This is a genomic window from Neobacillus sp. PS3-40 (assembly GCF_030915485.1).
Classification (GTDB): Bacteria; Bacillota; Bacilli; order Bacillales; family Cytobacillaceae; genus JAUZPL01.
Genome location: NZ_CP133266.1, coordinates 2,148,228 through 2,166,076 on the forward strand (window position 1 = coordinate 2,148,228; position 17,849 = coordinate 2,166,076).

Consider the following 17,849-nt stretch of genomic DNA (forward strand, 5'->3'; position numbering starts at 1 on the left):
AAAGCTCCCCCTTTATCTTGATGTAATAACAGGGACATACTCTCCCTGTGCAATTCCTTCTTTTTCAGAAATGATTTCAACAATACCATCACTTTTTACAAGCGTTGTAATTAGGCCTGATTTTCCAATAATCGGTTCTGCCCACCATTCACCATCCTGTTCAGATAGTCTGACTCTTATATAGTCAGACCTGCCTGGAGAGGACGGAATGTTTTTCGTAATTCTTGCATAAACGCGATCAAGCTTGTTCTCAACGCGTTCACCTTTTAATTTTCTTAGAATTCGCTTACCAAATAAATTGAAAATAATCATTGCCGAGGCCGGATGTCCTGGTAGTCCAATCACAGGCTTTCCATCTGCCATAGCTAAAATCGTTGGTTTCCCTGGTTTGATTGAAATCCCGTGAACAAATACACCAGGATCGCCAAGTGATTGGATCACTTCCGTTGTGTAATCTTTGGCACCGACTGAGCTCCCCCCCGAGAGGATTAAACAATCAACCTTTTCATAAAGCGCACGTGCTTTTTGTTGAAAGGTTTGAAAATCATCTTTCACAATTCCACCGTAGATTACTTCAAGTCCCCATTCGGTTGCTAAACCAGAAATGGTTAAATAATTGATATCTCGAATTTGGCCAATTTCTAGTTTAGTGGTTTGAAATGGAACAATTTCATCCCCAGATGAGAGGTAGCCTACCTTCACCTTGCGATAGACGGTAACATGCGAAATTCCGAGTGCCGCAATAGCTCCCAATTCTTGCGGGCGCAGCTTTGTTCCTTCTTGGAGTAGTACTTCACCTTCTTTGATATCATCACCGGTTCTAATAACATTTTCACCTGGAGCAACTTGCTTGTATGTATTCAATAAACCATCCATATCTTCACAGTGTTCAATCATAATGACACTGTTACTATTTGGAGGCAACATTCCCCCAGTTGGCACATAAATTGCTTCCCCGTGCCCTACCTGTACGGATGCTTCTTCCCCCATTTTCACTTCTCCGATAACAGTTAAGAAACCCGGCATTGATTCGGATGAACCATATGTATCACTTGCCCTTACTGCATATCCATCAACTGTGGAACGATCAAATCCAGGTACATTTTCAGACGCCTTAATCGGCTCAGCAAGGACAAAATGGAGAGCTTCTTCAAGGGCTCGCACTTCTGTTTGGTCAATCCTTGGAACTAGTTCATCAATTAACGCAATGGTCTCTTCGACCGTTTTCACCTTAAAAAATTGCATAATGCCTATTTCCCCTCCTCTTCCGCCCATTTTTTCGCATTTTCATATTCGCTTGGATAATTCATATTGAAAAAAATACGTTCTAGACAGCTTGCGTCATACCCCTTTAAATCCTTCTCCGTTACATATAAAACAGAAAGAAGATCTAACAGACGCTGCATTTGAAGATGTTCATTCTTGATACTATCTTCAATCGTAACAAGGCTCTTCTTTTTAAAAACAGAAAATAAAGGCTGCTTTCTGCCACCTATGACTGGGATAACAGCATCATATATCCCAATTCGATTAACAAGGTCACTTGCAAGCTCCGAGGATATAAATGGCATATCACAAGCAACAACCAAGTTTACTTCAAAATTGGAGGCTGAAAGGCCCGCATGAAGTCCCGCGAGCGGCCCCTTGCCAGGGAAATGGTCCAATGCTTTGGTTACATTTAAAAATTCATAGGTTTCTGGGTCATTTGTTACGAGAATAATATCATCAAAAGTCGCCTTTAATTGACCAGTTATTCTCTCAACATTTGTTTTTTCATTAATTTTTAGAAGGGCCTTATTCGTCCCCATTCTGCTTGATTTTCCACCTGATAAAATTATGGCCCCTACTTCCATCGAAACACCTTCTTTTAATTAATGGCTGTTTTCGCATAAATTGTTGTTTCTCGTACCTAGTCTAAAAACCCGAAATAACAATGGTATCGTGCTCTTTTCTTAAAAATTTTCTACGGTTTTCATCGGTAAACTGGAATACCATTCTAATTTAGTCTTAAATAGCAACAAGATTTAAGAAAAGAGCCTAATTAATGGCTGTTTTCGCATAAATTGTTGTTTCTCGTACCTAGTCTAAAAACCCGAAATAACAATGGTATCGTGCTCTTTTCTTAAAAATTTTCTACGGTTTTCATCGGTAAACTAGAATACCATTCTAATTTAATTTTAAATAGCAACAAGATTTAAGAAAAGAGCCAAATTAATGGCTGTTTTCGCATAAATTGTTGGTTTTTCGTACCTAGTCTAAAAAGCCGAAATAACAATGGTATCGTGCTCTTTTCTTAAAAATTTCCTACGGTTTTCATCGGTAAACTGGAATACCATTCTAATTTAGTTTTAAATAGCAACAAGATTTAAGAAAAGAGCCTAATTAATAAAATTAACTTCTACAAAAATATCCAGATCCCTCTTTTTCTTTACATGACAAACAGGAATTTCGCATTTTCAAAATTATTTTAGTATGATAGAAATGTCATGTGAAGCAAACGAAAAAATGAAAACAGTAGGAACGGAGGCGAGTATGTTGGAACCAGTGGTACTTAAAACCGTACAGGAAAAAATCAACCAATTTGCCAATAAAGAGGTTTATATCCATCTCGAAACAACAAACGGTGCTTATGCATCACATCATGATGAATCCTTCTTTTCAGCCGGAGCCTACATCCGAAATGCTCTTGTCAATTATGAATTAGGAAAAATTACGGGAAATGGCCCTTTTCGTGTGGGATTAAAAATACAACTTGGATGGGTGTATGCGGAAGGTATTACACATTTTGAAATAGATGATCAGGATAGGTTACTATTGGCGGGACATGATCCACAAGGAAAACTAGCAGTTGCACTTGAAATCAGCCTAACACCTTTTACTTAAAAAAATACAATAAATTCAAGAAGAAAGGGGAATTTCAATGGAAAAGGAACGTCATGTCTTAGTCGTTTTTCCCCATCCGGATGATGAAGCTTTTGGGGTATCAGGAACAATTGCTTCACATGTTAAAAACGGAACTCCTGTTACCTATGCATGTTTAACTTTAGGGGAAATGGGGCGAAATATGGGGAATCCTCTTTTTACAAATAGAGAAAATCTCCCTGAAATTCGTAAAAAGGAACTAAAAGATGCAGTTAGTGCTCTCGGCATTCAAGATTTAAGAATGCTTGGATTCCGTGATAAGACAATTGAATTTGAAGACGAGAAGAAGCTTGCAGATTTGATCTATTCGTTAATTGAAGAGGTAAACCCCTCACTCATCATCACTTTTTACCCTGGATATTCTGTGCACCCCGACCACGATGCTACAGGTGCTGCAGTTGTGCGCGCAGTTAGCCAGATTCCAGCTGAAAAACGGCCTAAACTAAACTGTGTCGCTTTTTCAAAGGGTTGTGTTGAAGAACTCGGGGAAGCAGATATTGTAAACGATATTAGTCCTGTTAATGACATAAAACTTGCCGCCATACAGGCACATCGTTCGCAAACCCAGCAAATGTTTAAAGACATGTCTGAAAAACTGAAGAACCAGGATCCTCAAATACTTGCCTGGCTTAACTCTGAGCGATTTTGGACATTTAAATTTCAAGCCCCTCTAAATTAGAAGGGCTTAAAATTTGGAATGAAAGAGTGTGCAAAATTTGCACCAGTCAAGGATGATAATCTTTCTTGCCCTCAAATCGATCATTTCCTGCTTTTTCAATTTAGAAAAAACCCGGCTCACACTTTCCCTAGACGTTCCCACCACATTTGCAAACTCTTGTACGGTTAACGGTATTTCAATATCACATCTTTGGCTATGACTGAACTTCCTGCCGAGACGTTCCAATGTCTTAATCGTTTTTGCGTAAACGTCCAATAAAACTACATCTCTTAATGTTGACGTCATTTCTCTAAGCTGTTCACTCATATAGCTAATCATTTGAATAGCAAGCTCCGGATAATTGTATAATTCCTTTTCCAATGCCAACTTATCTAAAAAGTAAATGACTCCCTCTTGCATCATCGTCGCCGTAGCTGGATAACATTCCTGAATTTTAGAAAACAAGCATGCTTCAGCAAACACTTCGCCAGTTTGTTTTAAACAAACAATAATTTCATTGCCATCTTCAGCTTGTTTTGAAAGCTTTACCACTCCAGATTTTACAAAGAATACCCCTTGGGCCTCATCCACTTCTGAAAAAATTTGTTCTCCCTTTTTAAATGACAGAGTTTGTGTTTGATTTTCGATTACTTTTAAGGATTTAGGTGATAAATCCTTAAAAATAACAATCTTCCGTAAAAAATCCTGCGCTTTATCATGTTGATAAACCGTTAGATGCGGTTCTGTTACATTACTGATTTCACTCACCCTTTCATGCTGTTTTTTCCATTTATCTCAATAAATAGATACCATTTTTTGGTGTTTTCTCTTATGTCCTTATTTTATAGAAATCCGTACTTCAAAGTAGTGATTAGATTCACAAAACGTTCAATTTTTCAAACATGCACCACTGTAAGCCGTTTCACAGAACGTTCACAGAACTAGTTATAAGGTGTGATGCATATCATACTTTTGATGATTCTTTGCTATTAGGATGTAATTGTTCATTCGATGAAAAAGGAGGGAAAAAAATGAATAAGGCAATCATCAGTTTTATTATAAGTGCACTAGTTGGTCTTGGTATTGGATATTTAGTATTCGTGGTCCTTCCGGTACAGCCTGGACATGATCCTCAAGTTGCCGCTTCTAATGAAGACAATTCAGCAACAACAGATACGGCTAGTACTAAGACATCTGAAGATCAGGGTGCAAGTACTACTGCAAGCGCTACAGCCGTTAGTCAAGATAACATTCTTTCCAAAAGAGGATGTTTGGGATGTCACTCCGTTGGGGCTTTAAATCTTCATGCTGGGCAAGTTGGTCCAGACTTGTCACATGCATTTGTTGAGGTTAAAGACAAACACGGTATGCCAATTGAGCAATTTTTGACAAAACCAAATTCAGCTGTTATGTCAGGTGTTCTTGGTAGTAAACCATTGACAGATGATGAGCGTAAACAAGTGCTTGAAATTCTCCAAAAAGCATCTGAAGTAAAACAATAATTAAAAGGTGGTGCAAACCGAATGAAGAAATGGGTACCGATCGCTACCGGCTTACTTGCTGGTTTTGTTGCTGCGACAATTTCCTTTGCGGATTTTTCGCATAGCACAAAAACAGCTGCAATAGACAGTAGCACGAAAAGCGATGCCGAAAAGGTTTATGTTCCGTTAGGTAAAAAAGATGATTATTATTTATTTGCCTCAGGTGGCCACTCAGGACAATTATTTGTTTATGGTGTTCCATCCATGCGTCAAATTCGTACTGTTCCTATCTTTTCACCAGATTCTGCAACAGGTTACGGATATGATAAAGAGACGAAAAAAATGCTTGGCGGCTATACATGGGGAGACTTCCACCATCCGGCCATTTCTGAAACAAACGGTGATTATAACGGTAAATTCTTGTTTGCTACTGATGTTGCAAACAGCCGTGCTGCCGTTATGGACTTAAAAACATTCACGACTAAAGACATAATTAAAGTGCCAAATACAAGCGGTCCACACTGTGCAGCTTTTGTTACACAGAATACAGAGTACCTGTTCTTGCCAACTCGATTCTCTGTTCCAGTCGGCCAAAAATATGAACCACTTGACAATTACAGCAAAAAATATCGTGGCGTTATGTCAGCCTTAACATTTGATCAAAAGAAAGAAAAATTAAATATAGCCTACCAGGTTGCCCTTCCACCATGGTCCTATGATCTATCTGACGCTGGTAAAAAGGAATCTGGCGACTGGGCTGTAATGTCTACCTATAATACTGAAGAAGCTACTACAACAATGGAAATTAATGCATCACAAGCAGACCGCGACTATATCGTCCTTTTCAACTGGAAAGAGCTTGCGAAAATGGTTAAGGAAGGCAAGTATGAGGATGTTGGCGGCCAAAAAATGATTTACCCTGAGAAACAAAAGGGTGGAATTTATTTAGTACCTGTTGCCAAATCACCACATGGTGTTGACGTTACTCCAGACGGAAAACAGTTCATTGCTTCTGGAAAACTTGCACCTTCAATGACTGTGTTCTCCTTCAAAAAAGCATTTGAAGCAATTAAAAACAAAGAATTTGCCGGAGAAAGAAATGGCATTCCTGTTCTTCAATACAAGAAAGTAATGGAAAGAGAAGTTAACCCTGAAAACGCACTTGGACCGCTTCACACTCAATTTGATGACAAAGGAATGGCCTATACAACAATGTTCATTTCTTCTGAAATCGTTAAGTGGAATCCTAAAACAGGTGATGTGCTTGATCGTGTGCCTGTTCAATATTCACCAGGACACTCTGTTGCTGCAGAAGGTGATACAGCTTCACCGGATGGTAAATACTTGATCGCACTTAACAAGCTTTCAAAAGACACCTACTTATCTGTTGGACCTTCACATCCAGAGTCCATGCAATTAATTGATATTAGCGGCAAGAAAATGCGTGTTATCGACACTGTACCAGCTAACCCTGAACCACACTATGCACAAATGATTAAAGCAGATAAGATTCACACGATTAATGTTTATCCGAAAGATCCTACTAATAAGGATGCTGTTTATAAGCAAAGTGATACAAAGATTGTCCGTAAAGGTAATGAAGTTCATGTTTACGGAATTGCGATGCGGTCAAGATTCATTTTTGATAGTAAAGCAAAACGTCCTGACGAGATTAACGTTAATCAAGGTGATCATGTATTTATTCATTTAACAAATATCGACTTTGATGAAGATATTACCCATGGTTTTGCCATTAACCAATACGATTTAGACATGGAAGTTCAACCAGGACAAACCAATACACTGGAATTTACTGCTGATAAAGCCGGTACTTTCCCGCTCTATTGTACAAACTTCTGTTCTGCATTGCACCAGGAAATGAACGGTTACTTCCTAGTTAAACCGAAGCAGTAATTAATGACAGCAGATGGGTATCAATTGATAAAATTGGTACCCTTCTTCTTTTAATTAGAAATATTTTGATAACACTAGAAAGGTGTGGTTAACTTGAATGGTAAGAAACTATCTGTAGTTTCTTCACTGATTTTAGCTTGTTCAGCAGTATTTATTGGACTCTCACTATTTTTTCCATGGTGGAGACTCCTGCTTTATGCACCCCAGTATCCGGAAGGCTTAAACATTATTGTCTATCCAAATAAACTTGAAGGCCAAATAGATATTATTAACGGACTTAACCATTATATTGGAATGGCAAATTTCGACGAAAAAAGTTTTCCCGAATTATCCTATATGAGCTACCTTGTTGGCGGGCTTGCCGTGCTTACACTACTTGTCGGATTATTACGCCGGAAATCATTCTTATACATGCTAATTGGGCTGTTTCTTGTTGGGGGCTTGATCGGTTTTTTCGATCTCTATCATGCACTTCATACTTTTGGAACACATTTAAGCCTGAAGGCACCAATTAAAATCAAACCATTCGTACCACCTATGGTCGGAGAAAACCATTTTGCGAACTTCACTACACACAGTTATTTAGGAAAAGGTGCTTACTTTGTTGTTCTAGCATTTATACTCACACTGATTCCGATATGGAAGGATCGAAAATAATGAAAAAAATGATGCTCTTTCTCTTTATTTTTTCTCTTTGTTTCATCTTTATTCCTGAGAAAAGTATGGCAGCCGAAAGCTTGCAAGGTGTTATCGACTCCATGAAAGAGGGGGCGGTATTGAAGCTTGACAATAAAACATATGAAGGCAATATCGTTATTCATAAGAGCATGACTATTATCGGTTCTAGAAAAACCGTGATTAGAGGAGACGGATCCGGAAACGTAATCTCCATTAAAGCACCGAATGTGAAATTAAGCCATCTTACCGTTATTCACAGCAGTATGAGCAGAGATACAGCAGAAGAATATGCAGCTATAAAAATATATTCCAATGGCAATTTGGTTGAACACGTTTCGATCCGTGATTCCTTTCACGGTATTTATTTAAGCCAAGCCCATCACAACACGATTCGTGACAATACTATTAAAGGGTTAGGTAAAGGTGAAATTGCTTCACAAGGAAATGGACTTCATATTTACTACGCTCATGATAATCTTCTTGTTAACAACACGATTGAAGGAACACGGGACGGGATGTTTTTTGATTATGCCAATAAAAACCGAATCTATGGCAATACAATCAGCAAAACAAGATATGGATTGCATTACATGTATTCTGATGAAAATGTTTTTGAGAAAAATACATTTACCATGAATACTGGTGGTGCAGCCATAATGAATTCAAACCATCTAAAACTAAAAGATAATCAATTTATTTTTAACTATGGAAATCAATCGTTTGGCCTCCTTCTTTTGCAAGCCAACGATAATCATATTGAAGACAATACATTTTATATGAATCAAAAAGGAATTTATCTTGATCAAGCTACAAGGAATTTATTTACCCATAACAAAATCATTCAAAATCAGATTGGTATTGAGCTCTGGGCTAGTTCCAATCAGGAGACCTTTACCTTAAACCGAATTTCCGAAAATACGCTTCCTGCCATTACTGTTGCTGGAAAAGGCGAAGGCAATAAGTGGAGCAAAAACGGGAAAGGAAATGATTGGGGAAGCTCCTTCCCACTAACAGATTTAAATCAAAATGGGATCGGCGATTTCCCAGTCACCTATCATTCCTCCCTCCATCAATTGATTGAGGATCAAGAATTAACCAATTTCTTTTTAAAAAGCCCGGCAATTTCTATCTATGAAAAGCTAAATGCCTTTCTCAAGCAAGATGAAGAAATGTTTAAAGATCCTCACCCGTTGGTAACAGGAAAAGGAAATCATACAGCTATTTACCTTCTTTTAGGGTTAGGAATTCTCGCCATATTGATTTTACTAAAAGGGAGACATCGACTATGCATTACATTTGGAAAGAATGGAAGGAAAATATAAGGGGAAAAGGTTTATGGCTATCTCTAAGTATTATTGTTCTGATCTCGATCAGTATTTTAGTTCGCTCCTCTGTTCTTTCGTTTGATAAAGGCTTCTATGTTCTGTTGATCAATTTATTTGATACTGTTATTTATTTTATTCCCATTCTGTGTTTATTTATAGGAGCGTTTTCCATCTTTCAAGAGAAAGAACAAAAAACATTAATCATGTTATTGACGAAGAAGGAAAGCTATGCAAGCTTTTTGTTTAAAAAAAGTCTTGGCCTTTATACAGTCGTTCTTCTCCCTATTCTTATCTGGTTCTTTATCTATCTACTACCTTTGAAATTTTATTTCCAAATTGATGCCAAAGGCTATTTTATCTTTGTTTTGGCAATCATTTGTCTTGCACTGTTATTCCTACAAATGGGTGCCGCTATCGGTAGCTTTAGTCGTTCTAGAATGCAGATTATCGGATACACCATTTTTGTTTGGTTTTACTTTTTCTTCTTGCACGATTTTATTTTGCTTTCTTATCTACCCAATGTTACCTACGAAAATGTTAAGGGATTTTCGATTGGCTTCTTTTTAAATCCGCTTGAAGCAGTAAGAATGTACTTGGAAACCGGCATGGGTGTCTATTCCTTCGGTCATATGTCGAGGCTATTGGAAGCATTCATGTGGACAAAGCCAGGGATATTCCTTTTTGGCAACCTTTTCTTCTGGCTTCTCGCTTCATTTTTAGTAGCGATTGTTTTTCACCGTAAGGAGGGCTACGAATGATTCGCATAAACAACCTGAACCAATCCTTTGGGAAAAAAATTATATTAGACAATATTAATCTAGAAATTAACCAACATGAAATTTGCGCCCTTGTCGGTCGAAATGGGGCTGGAAAGTCAACATTGATTAATAGCCTGCTTGGACTTCTTCCCGTAAAACAAGGGAATATCCTCATAAATGGGATTGAAGTTACCAATAAGAATCATAAATGGAAAAAAGCCATTGCCTATTTACCAGAAAAATTCATGCTTTACCCCATGTTAACTGGACTAGAAAATATGACCTTTTTCGCAGAAGCTATTTCCAACAAAGCAAATCAGGAACAAATAGAAACTGTACTAAAATCAGTTCGCCTTTGGGATGACCGTGATACTCAAGTAAAGAAATACTCTAAAGGGATGCTACAACGCCTTGGTCTAGCTATTACTCTTTACCAAGATTCAAGTATTCTCATTCTTGATGAACCAACAAGCGGGATTGACCCGATTGGAAGAAAAGAAATCTTAGAGGTTTTAACATCTCTTCACAATAAAACAATCCTTCTTTCTTCACATCATCTTGATGAAATTAAACAAGTATGCACACATGTTGCTTACTTAAACGACGGGAAAATGGAAAAGTACACTGTTGATGAATTTTTACAATCACAGAATCTAGGGGGATATGGGTCATGAAAAAGATGATACTAGCATTGGTGCTTCTCATGGTCATGCTCGCCGGCTGTAGTTCAGGGCCCAATTATAAGATTGGCATAACAAAGCCCCTTTATTTCCAGCAAGATAAGGAAATGCCTTTTGAAATAAAAGTAACTGAAAACAAAAAGCCTGTAACAGGACTTACTATTTCAGCAGAATTATCAATGGCTAATATGGACCATGGAACAGCTAATGTAATTTTAAAAGAAGAGCAAAAAGGCTTATACACTGGAAAAGCAAAAATTCCAATGAACGGTAAATATGAAATAGCCTTTTCCTTAAAAAAAGGTGACAACAAGGTTGAAAAGGTACTTAATTATCGAGTTGAAAAACCAAAAGGTGTTGCCTCTATCAATGGAAAATGGATTAAAAATGAGGACTTAAAGTTTTATGAGTTAGTAAATAAGCTTCAGTTGTCTATCAACCGTGCGGCAGCCCTTAAAAAATACAGCGGCGCAGAATTGGATGAAGAGTTAGCATACTTGGACTCCCAAGAAAAAACACTCAATGATAAAAATCAATTATTAACGCAGATTATCCGTCTGCATGCCGTTGCAATGCTAGCCGAGCAAAAGGGCAAAAGGGCAACCTCAAGCGAAATTAATCAGGCGTTAACTAAAGTTCGTGAACAGTATAATCAAAATAATGATGCTAAAAAACTAATCCAACAATTTGGAGAGGAAAAGTTTTGGAACACTGAAAAGCAGCAGTATAAAGAACTTGTTCTCTCTCAACATGTCCAAATGGATTTGATCAACCAGGTTAAAAAAGAAAATCCAAAAGCGGGCGAACAAGAAATTTATTATCAAGCACAACAAAAATACGAAGATCTACTTGTTTCACAAATAGATTCCTTGAAAATTGAAATCCTATAATTCATGAGGTCATCGCAAATTGCGGTGGCCTTATTTTTTTCCAAACATTGTATTGACCTACGATTTATTTTCGATATAATAAAAGTGAGTAATCACTCACAATTAGAAAAATGACGGAGCAGCATAAAAATCAAACGCAGTTACCAAAGATATTTTTAACTAATTTCGAGTTTGTAAAGACCTGAATCTATTTACACCGCATTTAGTATTTTCCAATTAAAAAATAAGGTTATTGCTTTTAAAAAGAGGAGGTTTTTCAATGACAGCTTCAATTATGGTAACAGATGTAAGCAAAAGTTTCGGAAAAAAGGTCGTTTTAAATCAGATTAGTTTAGCTGTGGAGCCAGGGCAAATATACGGTTTAATCGGGCCTTCCGGTTCAGGAAAAACAACCTTAGTAAAAATCATCGTTGGAATGGATCAGCCATCAATGGGAACAGTCCATGTACTTAATACAGCTGTTCCTAACTTGAACTTATTACAAAAAATTGGCTATATGGCCCAAGCCGATGCATTATACACTGAATTGACAGGAGAAGAAAACCTCGCATTCTTTGCTTCTCTCTTTATGTTAAAGAAAGATGTACAAAAAAGACGGATTGCCTATGCAGCGGATTTAGTAAATCTAACCTCTCATCTAAAAAAGAAAGTCGAAGCCTATTCCGGTGGAATGAAACGCCGTCTATCCCTAGCAGTTGCATTAATTCAAGATCCTGAGGTTCTTATTTTAGATGAACCTACAGTCGGGATTGATCCTGAGTTACGATTATCCATTTGGACCGAGCTCTATCGCCTTAAAGATGCTGGAAAGAGTATTTTAATTACTACACATGTAATGGACGAAGCAGAAAAATGTGACCAACTTGCTATGGTACGTGATGGCGAAATACTCACCAGTGGCTCACCATCAGAATTGAAAGAACAGTATGGAATTACAAGTTTAGAAGAGGTATTTTTAAAGGCTGGGGGTAAAAAGTGATGAGAATTATTGCATTAGTGAAACGAATCTGCCGTCAAATGGTACGTGATAAACGGGCACTTGCAATGATGATGGTTGCACCATTACTCATTCTGACTCTTCTTCACTATTTACTTGCTGACAATACAGTCAATCCTAGAATTGGTGTTATTCATGCGGATAAAACAATAGTAGAACAATTAAAAGATAAAGATATTAACGTAAAGCAGTATGATACAATCAAAAACCCAAAAAACGTTATGGCTGATGATGACCTAGATGGCGTTCTTCAGGTCAATGATACTAAAATTACATTAACTCTCAAAAATGATCAGCCATCCAAAACAAAGGCGTTACAAATAAAAATTCAACAAGCTCTTGCAGCTGATACCGGAAAGAAACAATCGGAGAATTTATCCAAATTCATTCAAGGTATTCAAACTAAGCTTCAAGGACCTCCTGTAAAAATGGAGCAATTGAAAGCTCCGAAAATCACCACCTCTTATGTATATGGGAATAAAGATACTGTTTTCTTTGATCTGTTAAGCCCAATATTAGTTGGTTTCTTTGTCTTCTTCTTCGTCTTTCTTATTTCCGGAATTGCATTATTACGGGAACGGACGACCGGTACACTTGACCGCTTGATGGCGACACCGATTCAAAGAAGGGATATTGTCTTTGGTTATTTGACGGGATATGGGCTATTCGCAGTGATCCAAACAATTATTGTAGTCTTCTATTCGGTCAAGGTTTTAAATATTATCCTTGTAGGTTCTTTATGGAATGTTATTTTAATTAATTTAATGTTAGCCCTTGTTGCCTTGTCTCTAGGAATACTGTTATCATCATTTGCCAATTCTGAATTCCAAATGATGCAATTTATTCCAATTGCAATTGTCCCTCAAGTCTTTTTCGCTGGAATTCTTCCGATCGACGGAATGCCTGACTGGCTTCAGATAATTGCAAAATGTATGCCCATGTACTATGGCGGCGATGCTTTAGTAGATGTTATGTATAAGGGCTTAGGATTAAGCGACATTTTGAATGACATACTTGTACTATTGGGATTTGCCCTTGTCTTTATCGTTCTGAATGTATTCGCATTGAAAAAATATCGAAAACTTTAAAGAAAACTCGCCGATTGGCGAGCCCCTAAGGGCGATGACAGAGGCGTAGTTGCCCTTATGCGCTAGCAGAATTTATTGGATATAAATTCTGATTAGCTAAAGAAAACTCGCCGATTGGCGAAAAAATACAAGTTAGAAGAATGATATTAAAGGAGTCAATCATGTTCGAAGAAGAAATGATCATTAACCAGCTTTTTGAAGAGGAAAAATTTACGGATAAGCAAAAAAAAATTATCCTTGCTGCAATTGAAACTTTTTCGGAAAAGGGGTTTGCCGCCACATCAACTAGTGAAATTGCGAAAAAAGCGGGTGTAGCGGAAGGGACGATTTTTCGGCATTATAAAACGAAAAAGGAGTTATTAATATCGATTGTTGCCCCTCTAATGGCAAAGCTGATTGGCCCGTATATTGTGAATGATTTTAATAAAGTACTTGATCACGAATACGACCATGTTGAAGATTTTTTAAGAGCAACGATTGAAAATCGAAGAGATGTTTTAATAAAGTTCCTTCCTGTTTTAAAAATCATGCTTCAAGAAATCCCCTTCCAACCTGAATTGAAAGAACAAATTCTTGAACAGGTTGCCAAAAAAATATTTGACCGTATGTCGATCTTAATCAAGGGGTATCAAGAAAAAGGGCAAATCATTGAAATGCCAACTGCAAGTGTTGCTAGACTTACCATTACAAGTGTGCTTGGTTTTTTAATTTCCCGTTATATCCTATTCCCAGATTTCGAATGGGATGATGAAGTTGAAACAGAGCGTACTGTACAATTTATTATGCATGGGTTAGGTAAAAAGGAGTAAGGGACTTCCCAACGGGTTTACTTGTGGAGCGCAAACCTAGAAATAACATGTGAAATCACTTGTCATTCGTATATTTCCTACACCAATCTATTCACATAAAGATTTGTCTTTCATCGCCTTGATGAAGGACTTTTTTCTTGTTGCTCAACCGAATTTGGGCCTTCATAACCCTGATGAAGGACCTTTTCTTGTTGTTCAACCAAGTTTGGGCCTTCATAACCTCGATGAAGACCTTTTTTCTTGTTGTTCAACCGTATTTGGGCCTTCATTGCCTCGATGAAGGACCTTTCTCTTGTTGTTCAACCGAGTTTGGGCCTTCATAACCTTGATGAAGGACCTTTCTCTTGTTGCTCAACCGAATTCGGGCCTTCATAACCTCGATGAAGACCTTTTTTCTTGTTGTTCAACCAAGTTTGGTCCTTCATTGCCTCGATGAAGGACCTTTCTCTTGTTGTTCAACCGAGTTTGGGCCTTCATATCATAACCTTGATGAAGGATTTTTTAGTGCCCTCGAAATAATCCAAGCATTTTTCCATGTGAAATAATATGCTAATTCAGTTGTGATTCGGGCAGTTATTTAAGCTTTTCTCCGCACTTTCGGAACTACTTTGGGGCTTCCCTAATCCTTTTATTTTCATTTATTCCCCAGAACCCTTTCTTTGGTATAAAAGTAAGAAAACTTTATCAAACTAATATATAGCTACCAAGAAAGGAGTGTTTTAAATGACTAAAAAGTTTAATAAGGGAAGTAACAATCAAAATTCCCCAACAGCCGGGAATGCGGAAGCAGAATTTGCAAGTGAGATTGTAAGCGGTGATAACAGTAAAGGAAATAAACGAAATAAAGGACAGCAAAGTAAAACAAAATCACAAAACTAAAAGAGTGCCGGTATTCGGCACTCTTTTAGTTTTCTAATAACAACGGAATGATCTGATTCTTCTCAAGTCTGTTCCGTAATATTCCCAACGATTTCTACGCCATCGAAAGCCAGCAGTTGAAGTTCTCCCAATATAGGTTGGATAGAACCAAAAACTTCTGCCATTATTTAACCAAATGTAAGTGAATCGGTGAAGACATCCTCTAAGACCTCCGGCCTCGACTGCCATTAATCCCACAGATTCATGTGGTATGACAGATGGTGGTGGAGTTGTTGGTGCTCCGGCCTGTTGGTCTCCTCCGTGGGATGGAAAGCCGTCGTGCTGACCTCCTGGGAATGGAGATCCTCCATGGCCCCCTCCACCCGGGAAAGGAAATCCTCCATGACTTCCTCCCCCTGGAAACGGAAAACCGCCATGCTGTCCTCCACCTGGGAATGGAAAGCTACCTTGTTGTCCATCACCATGAATCGGGAGGTTACCTTGAGCCCCCCCTCCATGAGGTGGAAATTGATTATGTGGTGTTTGACGAAACTGTTCAAAGTATGAGCCAGGAATTATACCAAAGTCGTTAGGGTAATTTTGATTATCCAAAAAAACAATCCCCCTTCCATCTATTTTCCCAATAATTTATGCATAATCAACAAATTGGTGAAGGGTCTTTTTAGTGTATGGTACTAGGGGGATTAGCCTTTCTGCTTAAAGCTACTTTGCCATACTCCTAATCTCTTCAGCTATGTTATTTTGAATTTTTTCCACTTTGGAAAAATCCATTGCTGAGATATAGAAGACTTCAAGTTCATCATGCAACTCTTTCGCTTTAGCTAAATAAGTAGTGGCTTCAGCCATTTTGATTTTATATTGTGAGGCTATTTTACTCAGCATATCAGCAAATATTTCATCTGTACCAGGTGCAATTAATATTTCATACATATCAATAATTTCATCGCCATCCCGGCTTGGGTAATATTCATGTGGTGCCGTGCTATCAAAGACGCATAAACCAAGTTCACGGAAAATAACCATATCAAGGCTATTTGGATCAAATCCACAATGATAGACCTCTACATCAATCCCTTTTAATTCGGCGGCAGCGGCTAGCTTTTTCAACATCGTTGATTTTCCTGTACCAGGTCTACCTTTAATGAAATACCTTTTTGGGATATCTTCAGTTAAGTTCGGAATAAAGTCAACAGCCCCTTTTGGTGTTGCGGCTCCAAAAAAGCGATGACGGACATCCGCTTTCTTATTTAACTCCATTTTTCCAAAAAAGTTCCCAATTAACTTGTTCGTCAATTCATCTGCCTTTTTGAAATCCATACTGTTTATATAAGGTTTTTCCCAATCATCGTGAATCTCCAATGCTTCTCTAAAAATAGAATACGCCTTTTGAAAATTTTCACTTATTCGGCTAGTAAGGCTTTGAATCTCACTTTTGTGAAGTCTAAGCTTCTCTGCATCCCATGCCAAACCAAGATTGATGTATTCTTCTACCGCTCCTGGAGCTTTTGGTTCAATAATATGTGGAGCTGTACCGTCAACGATTCCCACTTTTAAAGCAGGTATGATGACACCGTCAATTGAATTGTTATCAGATGAACAATGTAAAAACTCAATATTAAAGCCTTTTTCAACCCACTCATTTCCAACTTTTTTCATTAGTGATGATTTACCTGTACCAGGTCCACCTTTTAAAATAAATAAACGTTCAAGGCCCTGAAGGTTTGAATCGTAAAAGCTATAGAAGCCTTTTACTGTGTTTCCACCTGGATAGTAATTTTTTATTTTCCCGGCCAATTTCAACACTCCTTTTTCGTACCACTTAAAAGTCGTTTTTACATATTAATCTTATGCAGTAGTACATAATGGGTGAACGCCTAGGAAAATTTTATTTTTAAAAATGGGCCTCGAGCTTTTTGAAGCAAGACTTTCATACGTTTGCTCCTGACAAATTATTCTAAAGAAAACAGGTTGGGCTGTTTATGCCAAAATAATATCAATTCTATGACTATAAAAATTACTTTGTAATTTCTTCTATTTGTGCATTAGTTATTTCCATTAGCTGTTCTGGTCTCAACACGATCTGAACGCCAATTTTCCCTCCGCTTACCACTATATATTCAAGGAGTTGGCAGCTCTTATCAAGAATAGTCTTATATTCTTTCTTCATTCCAATCGGTGAGCAGCCTCCACGAATATACCCTGTCCACTTTTGGATATCTTTTACCGGGATCATTTCAACTTTCTTCTCCCCAGCTACCTTTGCTGCCTTCTTTAAATCCAGTTCTGCTTCAACAGGAATAACGAAGACAATTATATTTTTGCTTGCCCCTTGAGTAACAAGTGTTTTATAAACTTCCTGTGTGTTTCTATTTATTTTTGCAGCCACGGATACACCATCAATTTTCCCATCCTTATTATCATATGAAAGCATCTCATATGTGACTTTTTTTGCATCAAGAATTCTCATTGCATTTGTTTTAACATGTGCCATAATTCCACCTCTTTTAAAAAATTGCTTCTGTTATAAGCATAAACACTTCTTATCTCTGTAGCAAAAAAAATTAACTTTTATTACCATAAATACACTAAATAACCATAGAATTGTCACTCAATTGCCACCCCATTCATGCTATCCTGTAGTAAACTAATAGTACGTACAGATGGGATATTTATCCTATTACAAAAGGCACTGATTGTCTAATCCATGGTGTAGGCAGAGGTGCAGTTATATGTAAAAAAATCATAAAATTCATTCTTAAGCTTGTTAAAT

The 17,849-nt window shown here is 37.6% G+C and carries 19 protein-coding genes; 13 read left to right on the forward strand and 6 right to left on the reverse strand.

The window, feature by feature from the left end; translation table 11 throughout:
- Positions 1 to 12: 12 nt before the first annotated feature.
- Both glp and RCG20_RS10555 read right to left on the reverse strand, forming a co-directional pair.
- On the reverse strand, positions 13 to 1,245 hold the full coding sequence (glp, locus tag RCG20_RS10550) for a molybdopterin molybdotransferase MoeA (protein ID WP_308184193.1): 1,233 nt from the start codon (positions 1,243 to 1,245) through the stop codon (positions 13 to 15).
- A gap of 5 nt (positions 1,246 to 1,250) precedes the next feature.
- Entirely contained in the window at positions 1,251 to 1,853 is a 603-nt protein-coding gene (locus RCG20_RS10555) for a molybdenum cofactor guanylyltransferase (protein WP_308184194.1), read from the reverse strand.
- A 682-nt stretch (positions 1,854 to 2,535) separates the two neighbouring features.
- Here RCG20_RS10555 and RCG20_RS10560 point away from each other — a divergent pair.
- Both RCG20_RS10560 and bshB2 read left to right on the forward strand, forming a co-directional pair.
- Positions 2,536 to 2,883, forward strand: coding sequence for a YojF family protein (locus tag RCG20_RS10560; RefSeq protein ID WP_308184195.1), 348 nt, complete (start codon positions 2,536 to 2,538; stop codon positions 2,881 to 2,883).
- A gap of 37 nt (positions 2,884 to 2,920) precedes the next feature.
- Positions 2,921 to 3,601 carry a bacillithiol biosynthesis deacetylase BshB2 gene (gene bshB2, locus RCG20_RS10565; RefSeq protein ID WP_308184196.1) on the forward strand — a complete coding sequence of 227 codons (681 nt, stop codon included), beginning with the start codon at positions 2,921 to 2,923 and terminating at the stop codon, positions 3,599 to 3,601.
- A gap of 6 nt (positions 3,602 to 3,607) precedes the next feature.
- Here the strand turns inward: bshB2 and RCG20_RS10570 are convergent, their stop codons facing one another.
- Positions 3,608 to 4,348: a Crp/Fnr family transcriptional regulator gene (locus RCG20_RS10570; protein WP_308184197.1), complete on the reverse strand. Its 741-nt coding sequence runs from the start codon at positions 4,346 to 4,348 to the stop codon at positions 3,608 to 3,610.
- 263 nt (positions 4,349 to 4,611) lie between these two features.
- Here RCG20_RS10570 and RCG20_RS10575 point away from each other — a divergent pair, with 263 nt between their 5' ends.
- The 11 genes from RCG20_RS10575 to RCG20_RS10625 all read left to right on the forward strand — a co-directional run bounded on the left by RCG20_RS10575 (position 4,612) and on the right by RCG20_RS10625 (position 15,079).
- Positions 4,612 to 5,082 (forward strand): cytochrome C, encoded by a 471-nt coding sequence (locus tag RCG20_RS10575; protein WP_308184198.1) that lies wholly within the window; start codon positions 4,612 to 4,614, stop codon positions 5,080 to 5,082.
- A gap of 21 nt (positions 5,083 to 5,103) precedes the next feature.
- Positions 5,104 to 6,975 (forward strand): Sec-dependent nitrous-oxide reductase, encoded by a 1,872-nt coding sequence (nosZ, locus tag RCG20_RS10580; protein ID WP_308184199.1) that lies wholly within the window; start codon positions 5,104 to 5,106, stop codon positions 6,973 to 6,975.
- Between the two features lie 84 nt (positions 6,976 to 7,059).
- Positions 7,060 to 7,632, forward strand: coding sequence for a hypothetical protein (locus tag RCG20_RS10585; RefSeq protein WP_308184200.1), 573 nt, complete (start codon positions 7,060 to 7,062; stop codon positions 7,630 to 7,632).
- On the forward strand, positions 7,632 to 8,975 hold the full coding sequence (gene nosD, locus RCG20_RS10590) for a nitrous oxide reductase family maturation protein NosD (RefSeq protein WP_308184201.1): 1,344 nt from the start codon (positions 7,632 to 7,634) through the stop codon (positions 8,973 to 8,975). The genes RCG20_RS10585 and nosD overlap by 1 nt, the downstream gene beginning before the upstream one ends.
- On the forward strand, positions 8,939 to 9,736 hold the full coding sequence (locus RCG20_RS10595) for an ABC transporter permease (protein WP_308184202.1): 798 nt from the start codon (positions 8,939 to 8,941) through the stop codon (positions 9,734 to 9,736). Before nosD ends, RCG20_RS10595 begins: the two co-directional genes overlap by 37 nt.
- Entirely contained in the window at positions 9,733 to 10,410 is a 678-nt protein-coding gene (locus RCG20_RS10600; protein ID WP_308184203.1) for an ABC transporter ATP-binding protein, read from the forward strand. The genes RCG20_RS10595 and RCG20_RS10600 overlap by 4 nt, the downstream gene beginning before the upstream one ends.
- The gene (locus tag RCG20_RS10605; protein WP_308184204.1) at positions 10,407 to 11,306 is read left to right on the forward strand and encodes a FixH family protein; all 900 of its coding nucleotides are present in this window, start codon (positions 10,407 to 10,409) and stop codon (positions 11,304 to 11,306) included. Before RCG20_RS10600 ends, RCG20_RS10605 begins: the two co-directional genes overlap by 4 nt.
- Before the next feature lie 259 nt (positions 11,307 to 11,565).
- Positions 11,566 to 12,285: an ABC transporter ATP-binding protein gene (locus RCG20_RS10610; RefSeq protein ID WP_308184205.1), complete on the forward strand. Its 720-nt coding sequence runs from the start codon at positions 11,566 to 11,568 to the stop codon at positions 12,283 to 12,285.
- Complete coding sequence (locus RCG20_RS10615; RefSeq protein ID WP_308184323.1) at positions 12,285 to 13,391, forward strand: ABC transporter permease; 1,107 nt, start codon at positions 12,285 to 12,287, stop codon at positions 13,389 to 13,391. Before RCG20_RS10610 ends, RCG20_RS10615 begins: the two co-directional genes overlap by 1 nt.
- A gap of 161 nt (positions 13,392 to 13,552) precedes the next feature.
- Positions 13,553 to 14,200 carry a TetR/AcrR family transcriptional regulator gene (locus tag RCG20_RS10620; RefSeq protein WP_308184206.1) on the forward strand — a complete coding sequence of 216 codons (648 nt, stop codon included), beginning with the start codon at positions 13,553 to 13,555 and terminating at the stop codon, positions 14,198 to 14,200.
- A gap of 723 nt (positions 14,201 to 14,923) precedes the next feature.
- Entirely contained in the window at positions 14,924 to 15,079 is a 156-nt protein-coding gene (locus tag RCG20_RS10625; RefSeq protein WP_308184207.1) for a hypothetical protein, read from the forward strand.
- A 33-nt stretch (positions 15,080 to 15,112) separates the two neighbouring features.
- Here RCG20_RS10625 and RCG20_RS10630 read toward each other — a convergent pair whose 3' ends face one another.
- The 3 genes from RCG20_RS10630 to ybaK form a co-directional block, all read right to left on the reverse strand.
- On the reverse strand, positions 15,113 to 15,670 hold the full coding sequence (locus RCG20_RS10630; RefSeq protein WP_308184208.1) for a hypothetical protein: 558 nt from the start codon (positions 15,668 to 15,670) through the stop codon (positions 15,113 to 15,115).
- Positions 15,671 to 15,781: 111 nt separating this feature from the next.
- Entirely contained in the window at positions 15,782 to 16,873 is a 1,092-nt protein-coding gene (locus RCG20_RS10635; protein WP_308184209.1) for a PRK06851 family protein, read from the reverse strand.
- 220 nt (positions 16,874 to 17,093) lie between these two features.
- On the reverse strand, positions 17,094 to 17,570 hold the full coding sequence (ybaK, locus tag RCG20_RS10640) for a Cys-tRNA(Pro) deacylase (RefSeq protein WP_308184210.1): 477 nt from the start codon (positions 17,568 to 17,570) through the stop codon (positions 17,094 to 17,096).
- Positions 17,571 to 17,849 lie beyond the last annotated feature (279 nt).